Genomic DNA, 14,680 nt, shown 5'->3' with positions numbered 1-14,680 from the left:
CGGGCGCTAGAACTGCAACGCCCAGGCGTGGAGCCCAACGGAGCCTAACAGCCAGGGTTCATCGGCTACTGCGCCAGTGGGAGCTGGCGACAGCCTGCGATGGGCTGCACGGCAGCCCCAGCCGCCCCTCACCGCTCGACGATCATCGTCACCCCCTGCCCTCCCGCCGCGCAAATGGAGATCAGTCCTCGGCCCTTACCGGCCGTGGCCAGCAACTTGGCCATGTTCGCCAGGATGCGCCCGCCGGTAGCCGCGAACGGATGCCCTGTCGCCAGGGAGCTGCCTTTGACATTGAGCTTGCTGCGATCGATGGCGCCCAACGGCTGCGCAAGGCCCAGGCGCGTGCGGCAGTACTCCTCATCCTCCCAGGCCTTGAGCGTGCACAGCACCTGGGCGGCGAAGGCCTCGTGAATCTCGTAGTAGTCGAAATCCTGCAGGGTCAGCCCATTACGCGCCAACAACCGAGGTACCGCGTAGACAGGCGCCATCAACAGCCCTTCGTGACCGGTGACGAAATCCACTGCAGCGGTCTCGCCATCCACCACATACGCCAGCACAGGCAAGTCGTGCTCCCTGGCCCATTCTTCGGTGCCCAGCAATACCAGTGAGGCGCCATCGGTCAGCGGTGTGGAGTTGCCGGCCGTCAGGGTGCCCTGCCCGCTGCGGTCGAACGCGGGCTTGAGCTTGGCCAACTGCTCCAAGGTCAGGTCCGCACGCAGGTTGTTGTCCCGGGCCAGGCCCAGGTAAGGCGTGAGCAAGTCCTCATGCCAGCCCTCATCGAACGAGGCCAGCAGACGTTGATGACTGAGCAGGGCCAGCTCGTCCTGCTCGGCACGACCAATCTGCCAGGTCTGCGCCATGCGCTCGCAATGCTCGCCCATCGACAGCCCCGTGCGCGCCTCTTCGATACGCGGCAGTTCAGGTAGAAAGTGCCTGGGACGCAGCTTGAGGAACGGCTTGAGCCGCTCGGGCCAGGTTCTGGCGCTGTTGGCCTGCAACAAGATGCGCCGCAGGCCCGGGCTGACGGCGATCGGGGCGTCCGAGGCGGTGTCCACGCCGCCGGCGATGGCACAGTCGATCTGCCCGAGGGCAATCTTGTTGGCCGACAGCAGCGCCACCTCCAGGCCGGTGCCACAGGCCAGCTGAAGGTCATAGGCCGGTGTCTGTGCCGAAAGCCGTGAGCCCAGCACGCTCTCGCGGGTCAGGCTCATGTCGCGGGCATGTTTGACCACCGCGCCCGCGGCCACCTCGCCCAGGCGCAAGCCATGCAGATGGCAGCGCTCAATGAGGCCCTCGAGCGCGGCGGTGAGCATCGCCTGGTTGCTAGCCTTGGCATAGACGCCGTTGGAGCGGGCAAACGGTATTCGGTTGGCGCCCAGGATCGCGACGCGGCGGGGTGAAACCATGGCGCATGTTCCTTCTGAAACAATTTGATCCGTACAGACTAGGTGTTTTTACCGCAGTCGAACGACCTCGACACAAACTTGGTCCACACTTGCAAGCTTGTCCCCTGGGAGACCCGCACATGAGCGACCGCTATCTCGGCTTTGCCAACTCCAACCTTGGCCGACGCCTCGTCGATGCCTTGGGCCTGCCCCGTCCGGCGCCGCTGGAGCGATGGCAGGCAGGGCGCCTGCGTCCCGTGGAGGGGGCCCTGGTGCTCGGAGGTGGGCCCCTGGCAGTCCAGGTGGAGGCCATCGCCCCACGCCTAACCGACACCCTCTACAGCTTCAACGGCGAAGGGCTGCAGGCGCAGACCTGGGTCGCCGGCCTGGGGCCGAAGCTCAAGGCCGTGGTGTTCGATGCCAGCCATCTGGCCGACAGCGACGATTTGCGCCAATTGCGTGAGTTCTTCCAGCCGCTGCTGCGCAGCTTGGCCCGCTGCGCCCATGTGGTGATCCTCGGGCGCGCGCCCGAAAGCCTCGACGACCCGCAGGCCAGTGTGGCCCAGCGCGCCCTGGAAGGCTTCAGCCGTTCACTGGGCAAGGAACTGCGCGACGGTGCCACCGTGCAGTTGCTGTATGTCGACAAGGCCGCCGAAGACCAACTCGAAGGCGCCTTGCGCTTCTTCCTGTCGCCCCGCAGTGCCTTCATCAGCGGCCAAGTTCTGCGCCTGGGCCCTTGCGCCAACCACGTCGAGGACTGGACCCGCCCGCTGGCCGGCCGCCGCGCCCTGGTGACCGGTGCCGCCCGAGGGATTGGCGCAGCCATCGCCGAGACCCTGGCCCGCGATGGCGCGGACGTCATCCTGCTGGATGTTCCACAGGCACAAAAAGACCTCGACGCCCTTGCCGCCCGCCTGGGTGGCGAGGCCCTGGCCCTGGACATCTGCGCCAGCGATGCCCCAGCCAAGCTGGTCGAAGCCCTGCCCGACGGCCTCGACATCCTGGTGCACAACGCCGGCATCACCCGCGACAAGACCCTGGCCAACATGACGCCCGAATATTGGGACGCGGTGCTGGCCGTGAACCTCAAGGCCCCGCAAGTCCTGACCCAAGCGTTGTTCGACGCCGGCAAGCTTCACGACGGGGCGCGCATCACCCTGCTCGCCTCGGTCAGCGGCATCGGCGGCAATCGCGGGCAGTCCAATTACGCAGCGAGCAAGGCCGGCCTGATCGGCTTCGCCCAAGCCTGGGCACCCAAGCTGGCCAAGCAGGGCGCCAGCATCAATGCCGTGGCCCCAGGCTTTATCGAAACCCACATGACCGCCGCCATGCCCATGGGCCTGCGCGAAGCCGGACGACGCCTGAGTTCGCTGGGCCAGGGCGGCGTGCCACAGGACGTCGCCGAGGCCATCGCCTGGCTCAGCCAGCCCGGCACGGGCGCGGTCAATGGCCAAGTCCTGCGGGTCTGCGGCCAGGCACTGATGGGGGCATGACAATGACCCGTTCATGGCACGACCTGCACAACCCCGACGCACGCGCCAGCCTTTACCTGCGGGCGTTGCGCAAACGCGGTATCAGCGGCGACCGATTGCCCGAGGCCGGCCTGCGCTGTTTCCTGAGGGTTCAGCCCGACAACCTGGCGGCCTATCGCCGACTGTGCCATTTCGCCGACCACGGCCGCCTGCCGCCGACCTATCCCCACATCATGGCCTTCACCCTGCAGCTCCAGTTGCTCACGGCCCATCGCTTCCCTTTCCCGCTGCTCGGTTTGGTCCACCTGCACAACGAAATCCAGGTCCATCGTCCGCTGGGCGGTATCGATGGCCTGCGCTTTGCGGTCTACGCCGACAACCTGCAGCCCCACGCCAAAGGCGGCACCTTCGATCTGGTCACCGAGGCCGAGGATGGGCTGGGTCTGCTCTGGCGGGAAACCAGCCGGATGCTGGTGCGCGGCCTGCGTTTGGAAGGCCAGGGGGACGAGGTGCAGACCGTCGAACCCGGCAACCTGCCGGAGGTCACCCGGTGGTACGCCGACAGTGATATTGGCCGGCGCTACGCCAAGGTGTGCGGCGACTACAATCCGATCCACCTGAGCGCCTCCAGCGCCCGCCTGTTCGGCTTCCCCACCGCCATCGCCCATGGCATGTGGACCAAGGCCATGGCGATGGCCGCCTTGCGCGGCCATCTGCCGGCCAGCGGCTATGCCTTCGCGGTGGATTTCCACAAACCCGTGCGCTTGCCTTCGGAGGTGGTGCTCAGTGCCAGCGAAGCCGGGCCGGAAGGTGTGCTGCGCCTGGAGGGGCATGGGGCGCTGGTGCACATGCTCGGGCGCTGGTCCCCGCTCTAGCCCTGGGGCTGCCATGCAGCCCGAGGCGCTTGCTTTGCAGCCAGGCTCATCCGAAGCTATGCGCCATTAGGAGAGCCCAATGAACCTGCAAGAACTGACTGAACGCCTGCACCGGATCCGCGACACCAACGACTGGCGCGGCTTCCACAGCCCCAAGAACCTGGCCATGGCGGCCAGTGTCGAAATGGCTGAACTGGTGGAGATCTTCCAATGGCTGACCGAGGATCAATCGCGCCAGCTTCCCCCTGAAAAACTCGCCCACGCCGGCCAGGAAGTGGGCGATATCGTCCTCTACCTGTTGCTGCTGTGCAGCGAACTGGGGCTGGACATGAACGAAGTGGTGCGTGCCAAGCTGGCTGACAGCGAGAGGCGCTTCGCCAAATGAACGACCGTCATTTCGATGAATTGGCCACCCGTTTCGCCGAGAAGATCTATGGCGGCGCCAAAGGCGCGATCCGCCTCGCGGTCCTTCAGGCCGACCTCGCCGAAGCCCTACCCGACCGTCCCTTGCGCGTGCTGGACATCGGCGCAGGCTTGGGCCACATGGCCCTGTGGCTGGCCGAACGCGGCCACCACCTGACCCTCGCCGAACCCGCCGCGCCCATGCTCGACGGTGCCCGCGCCCGCTTTGCCGAGGCCGGCCAGGCAGCCACCTTCATCCAGGCGCCCTGGCAGGACCTGCTCGGCCAGCTGACCGAGCCGTTCGACCTTGTGCTGTGCCACGCCGTGCTGGAATGGCTGGCCGAACCCGAGAGCATCCTGCCGGTGCTGCACCAGTTGACCGCTCCTGGCGGCTGGTTGTCCCTGGCGTTTTACAACCGCGACGCGCTGGTCTACCGCAACCTGCTCAAAGGCCATTTCCGCAAGTTGCGCAGCAACCGCCTAGCGGGTGAAAGCCAGAGCCTGACTCCGCAGAAACCGCTTGATCCAAGGGAGCTCAAGGCGCAACTTGAACCCATGTGGCAAGTCGAAAGTGAAAGTGGCGTGCGGGTGTTCCATGACTACATGCCCAAGGACTTCCAGGCCAAGGCCGAGCTGCTCGACCTACTGGAGATGGAGCTCGCACACCGCCGCCACCCCAGCTTCGCTGGGCTTGGCCGCTATCTGCACTGGATCTGCCGACCGCATTGACCCGCTTGCCGGGAGGACCCCATGCCGTACCCGCAACTCTGCCTGGCATTGCTCACCCTGACCCTGGCTGCCTGCCAGGGCAGCAACCCTTATGTCGCCAGTAGCCGGCCACTGCCGCCGGCACCGGCCCAGGCAGCCAACACCTTTGATGCCAGCGCTTATCCTGCACCGCCGCGCGACTATGGCCGCTATCGCAGCTGGCGCTGGCGCGACGGCCAGCCGCCAAGTGCCAATGCCAACGCCGACCCTGCGCAACTGGCCGAGGCGGTCAGCAGCGCCCTCGACCAGCATGGTTTGCGTCCTGCGCGCGGCAATGCCGCGGACCTTCTGGTAAGCGCCGATATCCGTCTGGAGCGTCGCCTGCGCCAGGTGCGTGACTACGACTATTACGACCCCTACTACGGCCCGTACCCCTACGGCAGCATCGGCTATGGCGGTTATCGCAATGGCTATGGCGCCTATGGCAGCGTGCCGATCGTGCGCACCTATGAAGTCGAAGTCATGGTGGTGCGCATCGACCTGTTCGACGCGCGCGACGGCCAACCGGTATGGAGCGCCAGCGCCGAGAGTGGCAGCGGCAAGGACTCGCCTCGGGACCGCGAAAACGCTTTGCGCGAGTCTGTGGGCAAGGCACTGAGCGGCTATCCTCCCAGTTAGTTTCCAACGGAGAACCATCATGTTGCGCCGCCTCGTTCTGTTGTCATTCGCGTTGTTGCTCACCGCCTGCGCCAACAACAACGTCACCCAGGATTTCGACGCCAGCCGTGACTTCGCTGCCTACCAAAGCTGGGCCTGGCAGGAACCGGCGTTGCAGTACCGCCCGGACGACCCACGGATCAAGAGCGACCTGACCGAGCAGCGCATCCGCCAGGCCGTGGCCGACCAGCTCGACCAACGCGGCCTGAGACCGGTGCAGGGCAATGCCCAGGCCGATGTGAAGGTACGCGCCTACCTCATCGTCGAGGAACGCCAGCAGCAGATCACCACCAACTACGGCGGCGCCTGGGGTGGGTACTGGGGAGGTTATTGGGGCGGGCCGATGTACAACGAGACCCGTAGCGTCGACTACAAGGTCGCGACCATCCAGGTGGACATGTTCGACGGTCGTGACGGCAAGCTGGTCTGGCGTGCCAGCGCCGAACAGATCATGAACAACTACCCGCCCGGCCCGGAAGAACGCAACACTGCGATCCAGAAGACCGTCACCCAGGTGATGTCGCACTATCCACCGCGCCGGCAGTAAACAGACGATGCAGTGATGGCACGGGCTTCGCCCGTGTTCGCGGGATAAGCCGCGAACACGGGCCGGCAAGGTCGTCACGATCGACCAAGCAAACACGGCAATTAGCCATCACCTTTACTACACTCCTTTCACCGCCGCCGCGCTGCTTGGCCAGAGGCCTGCAAAGGAGTGCCCGTGGTTCTTCGTTATCCCGCACGCCAACGCGGCGCGATCGGCCTGATGGCCGCGCTCACGCTGGGCCTTGCCCTGCTGTTCATGCTGCTGGTGGTCGACAGCGGCCGGCTTTATCTGGAGCAGCGTAAACTTCAGCGCATCGCCGACATGGCAGCATTGGAGGCGGCTGGCCAGCACGCCGTGTGCACCGGCACCGGTCCCCAGGCCCCCACCCTTGCGCGCACCGCCGCCACCCGCAATGGCCATGATCCGAGCAACCCGCTGGTGGCCAGTTGTGGCCATGTGCAAACCGGGGCCGACCACCTGCGCACCTTCACCGTCGATGCCTCGCGCAATGAGGCAATCAGGGTGCAGGTCAGCAACACCGTCCCCACCAGCGTTGCCGCCGGTGTCTTTGCCTTGGTCAAAGGCGATGGTTTGCCCTTGACCAGCACTTTGACTGCCAGCGCCGTGGCCTCAGTGCCCACGCAACCGCAGGCGATGCTGCGAATCCGCAGCACACTGGTGAAGATCGACACCCGCCAGGCGGCGCTGCTCAATGCTCTGCTCGCCCCCCTGGGTGGCAACCTGCAGCTCGACGTTGCCGGCTGGCAGGGCCTGGCCGACACCCAACTCAATCTGCTCAAGTACCTGGATCAGTTGGCAGTGGACCTGAACATCAAAGCCGGCGACTACCAGACCCTGCTCGACACGAACGCCAGCGCAACCCAACTGCTGCAAGCCGCCGTGAAAGTCCTGCAGCAAAGTGGCACCGCGGTTGACGTGGTATCGAACCTGGGCAAGGTGGCACTGGCCGGCAGCGGCAGTTCATTGCATCTGGGGGAGCTGGTCGATATCCAGAACGGCACCGCCAAGGCCGGGCTCGATGCTAGCCTTCAGTTGCTTCAGTTGGTCCATGGCATGCTCATGGTCGCAGCCAGCGACAGCGCCGCAGGTATCGACCTCTCGCCCAGCGTGCTTGGCCTGGCCAATGGTCGAGTACGGGTGAAAGTCATAGAGCCACAACAGATTTCCTCGGTGGGTGACCCATCAAAAGATGAGCTCAGGGTGCATACCGCCCAGGTCAAAGTCCTGGTGTCGGTCGATCTGCCGTTGCTGGACAGCGTCGTCGGCCTGGTAAACGCCGTGCTCGACCTGGCGGCCCCCTTGACCAACGTGCTGAACAATCTGCTCAGCCTGAACCTGTTCGGCACCGTGCAATCGCTGACCTGTAGCCTGGGCATTCCGTGCAAGGTCAGCGACATCAAGCTGATGCCGGACAAGCTTCACCTGGATATCGGCCTGGAGATAGGCGAAGCCACCAGCCGCCTCAAGCCGCCGTTGACGAGCAGTTACAGTTGCTCCCCCAAGCGCCTCACTACCCTCACCGACCGCTCCGCCGTGAAGATCTCGGTGGGCAGGTTCGACTCGCCCGACACGTTTTTCGCCCAGGGCACCGCTGCGAACAAGGCCCTGCCTTTGATCGACATCGGCACCAATGTCTGCAGCCGCGTGTTGATCCTGCCGCCAGTCTGCGGCACCCGCGTGCCCTTCGCCGGTGGCGGCATCGGCGTGCGTGTCGACAGCAAGGTACTGGGGTACGGCCAGGGCGAACATGACTTGGTCTTCCAAGGCGCGAGCGAGCCGCCCGATATTGGTCTCGATCCGCGCTATCAGGCGATGGCGACCGCCAACAGCAATGTGGTGGGCAGCCTCAGCGACACCTTGCTGGGGATTCACCTTGAGGCCTACGAACCCACTGCGAACAGTGGCCTGGGCAAGATCTTGGTGTTGACCGCAGGCCTGCTCGACGGTGTGAAGAGCATCCTCGAACCGCTGATCAAGAACCTGCTCAGCCCGATCATCGATCCGTTGGTGGAAATGCTCCTCAAGATGCTCGGCATCGATCTGGTCAACGCCGAAGTCGGGGCCAATCTCAGTTGTTCCAGCGGCCGCGCTCAGTTGGTGCTGTAAACCGGCAGACACACCCTGAAGCACGCGCCCTCGGCTCCGTTGGCCACGCTCAGGCTGCCTTCCATGGCTTCGATGATGCCATGGCTCACCGACAGTCCTAGCCCGGTGCCGACACCCGCCGGTTTGGTGGTAAAGAACGGCTCGAAAATACGCGCCTGGACCTGCGGGTCGATGCCGCCGCCGTTGTCCTCCACCCACAGGCACAGCTGCCCAGGCTGCAAGGTCTGGCGGATGCTGATCCAGGGCTCGGCGCAGCGTTGTTCGAGCAGGGCATCGCGGGCATTGATCATGAGGTTGATCATCACCTGCTCCAGTTGATCCTTGTGCCCCAGCACCTGCGGTTGGTCCTCGGGCGTCTCGATCCGCAGGGAGACGCCCTTGCCGCGCAGGCTTTCCTCGAGCATCGCCGTCGCCTCCTGCACCGCGCTCCAGGCTGCGAAGCGCTGACGCTCGACCTCGGAGCGGCGCCCGAACACGCGCATGTGGTCCACCAGCCGTGCGGTACGCTCGATCTGCGCTTCGATGCGGTGCAACTTATCCTCCAGATAGGCAGGCTCGGCCGTGCCGTTCTCCAGGCGTTTCAGGGCATTGGCCGCCGCCATGCGCATGACGTTCAATGGCTGGTTGATTTCATGCAGCAGGCCGGTGGTCAACTCGCCGAGCGTCGCCATCTTGGCGCCTTGGAGCAGCTGCCGCTGGCTGCGTCGCACTTCGGTGTTGTCACGGCCCACTGCCTGGATCTCCAGCAGCCGCCCCTGCTCATCGAACAGCCCGCGGTCGGCCCAGACCCACCAGGCGTGCTCGCGACCAGGCAACTGCAGGCAGATCTCCGCGCTGCTCATCGGTTGCTCGGGGGTCAGCAGTTGCAGCCGCGCCAGGAACGCTTCGCGCTGCTCCTGCGAGAGCCACTGGCCGAGGTTCATACCCTCCAGTTGCTCCGGCGCGCAGTGCAGGTAGTCGGCCAAGGGTCGGTTGCCGAACACCAGGGCCAGGTCTGGGCGATAACGGCAGATCATCGCCGGAGAGTCCTCTACCAGCACCCGGTAGCGCTCCTCGCTCTGGCGTACCCGGTCGGCGGCCTCGGTGGCCTCGCTGACATCCAGCCACAAGCCGACCACCTCCAGCGGCTGGCCAATATCGTTGCGCAGCAGTCGCGCCTCATCGAGTATCCAGTGATAGCCACCCCGGCTATCGCGCAGACGGTAGCGGCTACGGGCCTGGCCCTCGCGCAGCAAGGTGCGGGTACGCTCCAGCCACAATGCGCGGTCGTCCGGATGCACGGCCAGGCCCGGCTGGCGGGCCTGTTCGCTGTCCGGCGTCCAGCCCAGCAGCGGCATCAAGCTGGCGCTGAAGAATTCGCTGTGCAACGCACCTTCGGCGTAGCGCTGTATGTAGATCACCGCCGGTGAACTGGCGATCAGGCTTTCCAGGCGTGTGCGCGCCGCGCTCGTCTGCAGCTCCTGCGCCTTGAGCGCGCTGATGTCGAGCAGAAAACCGCGCAGCTCGCTGCCCTGCAACCGGCCCACCCAATGCAGCCAGGCCGGATCGCCATGCCCTTGGAGCGCCGGCACACGCACGCTCAGGCTCAAGTCATCGCCCATGCAGGCCTGCTCCAGGGCCAGGCGCGCCGGCTCCCGGTCGGCAGGGTGAAGCCGCGCAAGCCACTGCTCCAGGCTGGGGTGGTGGGGCAGATCAAGACGCGCGGCCAGGGTCGGGTCCAGGTGCAGGCCGTCCTCGCGGGACCAGGCCCACCAACCTGCGCCCAGTTGTTGCTGCAACTGCGCCAGGTAACCGCTCTGCTGTTGCAGCCGGGCATGCCGATAACGGCTGAGCACAGGTTCGATCAAGGCCTGCCACAACAGGTGCGCATCGGCGGGCATCTGCTGCCCGCCGGCACACAGCAGCCAGGCCTGGACCTGCGAGCCTTCAAGGTACGGCAGCACGAACAGCGAAACGCCGCCACACAGCGTCAGCAGTTCTGCAGGCAGCGTGGCGGCTGTCTGAGGTTGCGCCGACAGACCGTCCAGCCAGGATTGCAGGCGGGCGTCGCCCGGCCACGGCCAAGGTGTCTCGTTACCGGCGAAGGTGCGCCAACCCGAAGCCTGCGGCAGCATCAGGCGCACGGCGGGCACATGCCAGTGCTCGGCCAGATGCTGCAATTGCACCGCCACACATTGGGTCAAACGCTCCGCGCTGCACTCGCGCAAGGCGCGGTCGATGTCCTTTGCCAACTGCCACTCGCCTTGATGCTGCCAGGCGTGGGTCCGCTCGAGCAGCAGGTCGCCGATATCGAACAGCTGCAACAACCAGCCATCGCCCTGGCGCATCACCCAGCCACGGGTACACAGGGGATTGCCCGTGGCAGTGCGAAAATCCAGATCCAAGGGTTGCCCCTGCCAATCGGCAGGCTGCCCTTCCAGCACCAGCCAGCTGTGCCGCTCCAGGTAGTCCTGGACCCGGCCACCACCTTTGAAGGGCAACGCCAACAAGGTGCGCAACGGCCCAGACAAGCGCTGCACGCTGCCTTGCCCATCGAGCCACAGTTGCAGGCCAACGGCGGCAGGCGCCTCAGGCTCGGAAACAGCTGGCTGCGTGCCGCCGCGCCAACGGTCGAACAGCCCGGTCACAGTTGCAGACTCGCTTTGGCCTGCAACTGCTCGGGCAAGCGTGGTACTTCACCGATCACAGGCAGCACCAGCAATGGCAACACGCGGGTCAGGCGCTCACGCGGGTATTGAATGGTCACGGTCAACAGCTTCCCGCTCAACTCGACTTTGGCATCCTTGACCGCGCTGAAGCCCAAGGCCGCGGGCATCCAGGACAGCTGCTGGTCGATCGCCTGCTGTGCCACGGCGCTGTAGCTGGCCAAGGCGCTGCCGGGCTCGAGCGCCACGCAGCGGCGCACCGCCTCGCTGGCCGCCTGGTTGAACGACTGCACCATCAGCATCGGCAACGCATAGCTGACCAACCCGTAGAACACCGCGAAAAAAACCATGAAGACTGCGACGAACTCGATGGCAGCCGCACCTTTTTGCCGTCTTGCCAGGCTTGCTTTCATGTTCGCGTCTACCCTGACTATGACACCTGAAACACAGCATAGAACCGTTCAACGAATAGGGATGGCATTTTGCCAATGCAAAGCATTGTTCTCCTGATGTGGCTTGCCTTGTGCACCGAACAAGATATCCGCGAACGGCAGCTCTCCAACGCTCTGACCCTGGGCGTTGCGGCTTGTGCCTTGGTCTGGTTGTTCGCCACCGGGCGCAGCTGGATCGGCGCCGAACCCAGCGATGCCGGTTGGGCACTGGCCATCGTCATGCTGCTCACCCTCCCCGGCTACATGCTTGGCCGCTTCGGCGCTGGCGACGTCAAGCTGATGGGCGCCCTGGCCCTGGCCACCAGCCCCCCGTACGTGCTTGGCACTTTCATCGGCGCCGGCATCACCGTGCTGGCCTGGCTGCTTGGCCGCCGCAGGCTGTGGATCCTGCTCAATCCCAAGGTGAAAAAGCGCCTGCAGAAACTGGCCGAGGAAGTCGGCGACAAACAACCCTTCGCGCCCTATGTGCTGGTGGGTTTTCTGCTGACAGCCGTATGGATTCAGTAACGACACCAAAAACTATACAAACCTTGTACAAAACCACCAACACCAGCTACCGTCTTTAGCGTTCATGCGCAGGAACAAGGGCCCAGAACGAACAGGGAGTTGATCGTGAACAAACAGCCCAGCACGGTGAAGATTCTGGTCGTCGATGACCAGCCAGAGGTGGTCGAACAGCTGTGTGAATATCTCGAACTTCACGGCTACGCCTGCACCCCGGCCAACAGCGCCATGCAAGGCATTGAGCGCTACCAGGCCGACGAGCAGATCGGCTTGGTCCTGTGCGATCTACACCTCCCCCAGATCGATGGCATCGAGATGGTCCATGCGCTCAAGAAACTCACCGGTCGCCAGCGCGTGTTCGAAGCGATCATGCTGACCGGACAAGCCGAGAAGCAGGACATCATCCGCGCCCTGCGGGAAGGGTTCGCCGATTACTACCAGAAGCCCGTCGACCTGCAGGAGCTGCTCGAAGGCGTGCGACGCCAGGAGCAAGCGCTGCTCGAACGCCAACGCAACATCCATGAACTGGGGCACCTGAACCAACGCTTGCAGGAGCTGGCCGAGTCCATCGATATCCTTTACCAAGACCTGGAGAAAGCCCGCGGCCAAGGCATGCATCGCCGCGCCACGGACCTCGAAGAGCCCGAGGCCGAGCTGCCCCCGGTCTTCGACAAGCTCTCGCCGCGTCAGCTGGAAGTGGCCAGGCTCGTGGGCAAGGGCAAGACCAACTACCAGATCGCCTGTGAGCTCGGGATTACCGAGAACACCGTCAAGCTCTACGTGTCGCAGGTGCTGCGTCTGACCCACATGCACAACCGCACCCAACTGGCCTTGGCGCTGATGCCAGGCGCTTCGCCGCTGAGCCAGCGCTTCTCCACCCACTGAACGGCACAGGCTTGTAGCCTGTTGCCGGCTCGCTCGCCGATGCCCGTTCCCACAGGTAGCGTGCCGCGCTCATGGCCTGCGCAGGACCGGCAGACGTTGGCTGCGTCAGTTACCGGTGGTACTCATCGACTGATAGCGGAAGACATCGGGGATCGGATACTTGTAGCTGTCCAGCCAGCGCTGTAGGGACAACTCCCGCTCCTTCGCGCTCTGCCTCTGGGGTTTCGGCGAGGCCTGCTGGTTGCTCGCCTGCACCCGCAACCAGGCTTCGGCGCCAGTGTCCGGCGGCGGCCGGCGAGGCGGGTCCTCGGCCTGAGCGAGCAGTGGGCAGGAAAGGCAGAGCACAACCATCATTGGCTTGAACATGGCAACGCCTCCTTTGTCTTCAACCCACCGAGCCACGCCCGGTCTCCTTCAACTGCTTGGCCCGCGCCTGGGCCTCGGCGAACTGCTCCGGCTTGAGCCCTAGCCGGGTCACCAGGTCGGCGGCCTGCTGCCAATTGTCCTCGACCAGCGACAGGGTCACCAGGTTGACTGCCGGCAGCGGGTTGTCGTCCTTGAGCTCGATGGCGGTCAGGAACTCGAAGCGCGCCTGTTCATGATCGCCCAGGTTCATCAGCACCACTCCCAGGTCATTGCGCACCTTCTCGTCGGTTGGCGCCAGACGCACCGCCCGCTGCAAGTTGCGCAGCGCCTGTACATCGTCCCCCCGCGCCGAGGCAAGCTGGCCCAGGCCATGCTCGGCTTCGGCCGCCAGGCAGCCGCCGAGCAGGCTGCGGTAAAGCGGTTCGGCTTCGCTGCGCCCAAGCAGGCGCAGCACCTTGGCTTTGCGCAAGCGCACCTGATCGAGGTCGTCCGGCAGTTGCTGCAGGTGCGCATAGCTGGCGTGCGGGCGCCCGTCGTTGAGCATCTCGTCCGCCAGGTTCAGTGCCAGTTGCTGGTCGGCGGTGGGCTTGCCGCAGGACGAGGTGCCCAGCAACCTGGCAAACCCCTCGGGTGGCTGGCCCGCACAGCCTGCCAGCAACAACAGACCGGTGAACAACAGGATCGCTTTCATCCGACTCTTCCTTCCTCAGAACGCCAGGGCCCGCGTCAGTGCGGTGAAACCCGGTCCGGCCAGGACGATGATCAAGGCCGGGAACAAGAACATCATCATCACCGCCGACATCTTTGCCGACATCTTCGAGACCCGCTCCTGCAGACGCGTCAGGCGCCGATCATCGAGCAAGGTCTTAAGGCCCAGCAGCGACTTCATCGCACCGCTGCCCTGCACTAGCAACTGGCGCAGGATCACGCAGGTGTCGATGAATTCGTCCACCGCCAGCAGGCGTGCGGTCTTTTCCAACTCCGGCCCCAACGCAAGCCCGGAGTCCACGCGTTGCAGGACCAGCCGCAGCTCTTCACTCACATGCGGCACCAACGTGCGGCTCTCGTGGCTCAGCACCCGCAGGGCCTGTTCGACCGCCAAGCCGCTCTCGAACAAAATGCGCAGCAGCGGGATCACCAGGCTCACCTCCTGGGCGATGCGCTGCTGGCGGCGCAATGCGGCCATCGCCAGCAGGCGCTTGGGCAGCAGGTAGCCCACCCCCAGGGCACACAGGGGCAACACCAACCCATGGCCAAAGCCGCCCGACACCAGGCCCTGCTGTAGCAACAGCGTCAGGCCCGCCGCCAACACCGGCAGCCCCAGTTGCACGGCCGCGAACAACGCCCGGTGACGGCTACGACGCCAACCCACTCGCTCCAGCAGGGTCTGGGTTTCGCTGTCCAGGGTCTGCAGACGTCGGCCCAAGGCCGAGTTGCCCAGCCAATGCAGCCAGTCTCCCAGCCGCTCCTCACGGGCCAGCTGGCCTTGCAAACGCCGTGCGATCATCTGTCGGGCGCGGACCTGGCGCAGCGCCTGCAAGCTCAACAGGACAAAGCCTGCGAACAGGCAAAGGGCACAGATCAGCCAGGCCATG

15 protein-coding genes are annotated in these 14,680 nt (G+C 65.0%); 9 read left to right on the top strand and 6 right to left on the bottom strand.

Going from position 1 to position 14,680, the window contains the following annotated elements; genetic code table 11:
- Positions 1–128: 128 nt before the first annotated feature.
- Positions 129–1,406, bottom strand: coding sequence for an acetyl-CoA C-acetyltransferase (locus tag DQ397_RS16605; protein WP_043207842.1), 1,278 nt, complete (start codon positions 1,404–1,406; stop codon positions 129–131).
- Between the two features lie 119 nt (positions 1,407–1,525).
- Between DQ397_RS16605 and DQ397_RS16600 the strand changes: the two genes are divergently transcribed.
- The 7 genes from DQ397_RS16600 to DQ397_RS16570 all read left to right on the top strand — a co-directional run bounded on the left by DQ397_RS16600 (position 1,526) and on the right by DQ397_RS16570 (position 8,233).
- Entirely contained in the window at positions 1,526–2,878 is a 1,353-nt protein-coding gene (locus DQ397_RS16600) for a 3-oxoacyl-ACP reductase (protein WP_043207844.1), read from the top strand.
- A gap of 2 nt (positions 2,879–2,880) precedes the next feature.
- On the top strand, positions 2,881–3,732 hold the full coding sequence (locus tag DQ397_RS16595) for a MaoC family dehydratase (RefSeq protein WP_043207846.1): 852 nt from the start codon (positions 2,881–2,883) through the stop codon (positions 3,730–3,732).
- Positions 3,733–3,811: 79 nt separating this feature from the next.
- Positions 3,812–4,117, top strand: coding sequence for a MazG-like family protein (locus DQ397_RS16590; protein WP_043207849.1), 306 nt, complete (start codon positions 3,812–3,814; stop codon positions 4,115–4,117).
- Entirely contained in the window at positions 4,114–4,863 is a 750-nt protein-coding gene (locus DQ397_RS16585; protein WP_043207851.1) for a methyltransferase domain-containing protein, read from the top strand. The genes DQ397_RS16590 and DQ397_RS16585 overlap by 4 nt, the downstream gene beginning before the upstream one ends.
- Before the next feature lie 21 nt (positions 4,864–4,884).
- Positions 4,885–5,520: a DUF4136 domain-containing protein gene (locus DQ397_RS16580; RefSeq protein ID WP_043207854.1), complete on the top strand. Its 636-nt coding sequence runs from the start codon at positions 4,885–4,887 to the stop codon at positions 5,518–5,520.
- Between the two features lie 19 nt (positions 5,521–5,539).
- A complete protein-coding gene (locus DQ397_RS16575; protein WP_043207856.1) occupies positions 5,540–6,106 on the top strand; it encodes a DUF4136 domain-containing protein in 567 nt (188 codons plus the stop codon).
- A gap of 174 nt (positions 6,107–6,280) precedes the next feature.
- Positions 6,281–8,233 carry a pilus assembly protein TadG-related protein gene (locus DQ397_RS16570; protein WP_043207857.1) on the top strand — a complete coding sequence of 651 codons (1,953 nt, stop codon included), beginning with the start codon at positions 6,281–6,283 and terminating at the stop codon, positions 8,231–8,233.
- Here DQ397_RS16570 and DQ397_RS16565 read toward each other — a convergent pair.
- Both DQ397_RS16565 and DQ397_RS16560 read right to left on the bottom strand, forming a co-directional pair.
- Positions 8,218–10,860 carry a PAS domain-containing sensor histidine kinase gene (locus DQ397_RS16565; RefSeq protein WP_043207859.1) on the bottom strand — a complete coding sequence of 881 codons (2,643 nt, stop codon included), beginning with the start codon at positions 10,858–10,860 and terminating at the stop codon, positions 8,218–8,220. The genes DQ397_RS16570 and DQ397_RS16565 overlap by 16 nt on opposite strands.
- Positions 10,857–11,291 (bottom strand): TadE/TadG family type IV pilus assembly protein, encoded by a 435-nt coding sequence (locus DQ397_RS16560; protein ID WP_043207861.1) that lies wholly within the window; start codon positions 11,289–11,291, stop codon positions 10,857–10,859. Before DQ397_RS16560 ends, DQ397_RS16565 begins: the two co-directional genes overlap by 4 nt.
- Positions 11,292–11,366: 75 nt before the next feature.
- Between DQ397_RS16560 and DQ397_RS16555 the strand changes: the two genes are divergently transcribed.
- Together DQ397_RS16555 and DQ397_RS16550 are read left to right on the top strand one after the other, a co-directional pair.
- Entirely contained in the window at positions 11,367–11,837 is a 471-nt protein-coding gene (locus tag DQ397_RS16555) for a prepilin peptidase (protein ID WP_043207863.1), read from the top strand.
- Positions 11,838–11,942: 105 nt separating this feature from the next.
- Positions 11,943–12,719 carry a response regulator transcription factor gene (locus tag DQ397_RS16550; protein WP_043207980.1) on the top strand — a complete coding sequence of 259 codons (777 nt, stop codon included), beginning with the start codon at positions 11,943–11,945 and terminating at the stop codon, positions 12,717–12,719.
- Between the two features lie 105 nt (positions 12,720–12,824).
- Here the strand turns inward: DQ397_RS16550 and DQ397_RS16545 are convergent, their stop codons facing one another.
- Genes DQ397_RS16545 through DQ397_RS16535 form a run of 3 tightly spaced genes read right to left on the bottom strand, consistent with a single transcriptional unit; the run spans position 12,825 to position 14,679 of the window.
- Positions 12,825–13,085, bottom strand: coding sequence for a DUF3613 domain-containing protein (locus tag DQ397_RS16545; RefSeq protein ID WP_043207865.1), 261 nt, complete (start codon positions 13,083–13,085; stop codon positions 12,825–12,827).
- A gap of 19 nt (positions 13,086–13,104) precedes the next feature.
- Positions 13,105–13,776: a tetratricopeptide repeat protein gene (locus DQ397_RS16540; RefSeq protein ID WP_043207867.1), complete on the bottom strand. Its 672-nt coding sequence runs from the start codon at positions 13,774–13,776 to the stop codon at positions 13,105–13,107.
- Between the two features lie 15 nt (positions 13,777–13,791).
- On the bottom strand, positions 13,792–14,679 hold the full coding sequence (locus tag DQ397_RS16535) for a type II secretion system F family protein (protein WP_043207870.1): 888 nt from the start codon (positions 14,677–14,679) through the stop codon (positions 13,792–13,794).
- Between the last annotated feature and the right edge of the window lies 1 nt (position 14,680).

It is taken from the genome of Pseudomonas sp. CK-NBRI-02 (genome assembly GCF_008124495.1).
In the GTDB taxonomy this organism is placed as follows: domain Bacteria; phylum Pseudomonadota; class Gammaproteobacteria; order Pseudomonadales; family Pseudomonadaceae; genus Aquipseudomonas; species Aquipseudomonas guariconensis.
This window is presented reverse-complemented; position numbering and strand designations above follow the sequence as displayed.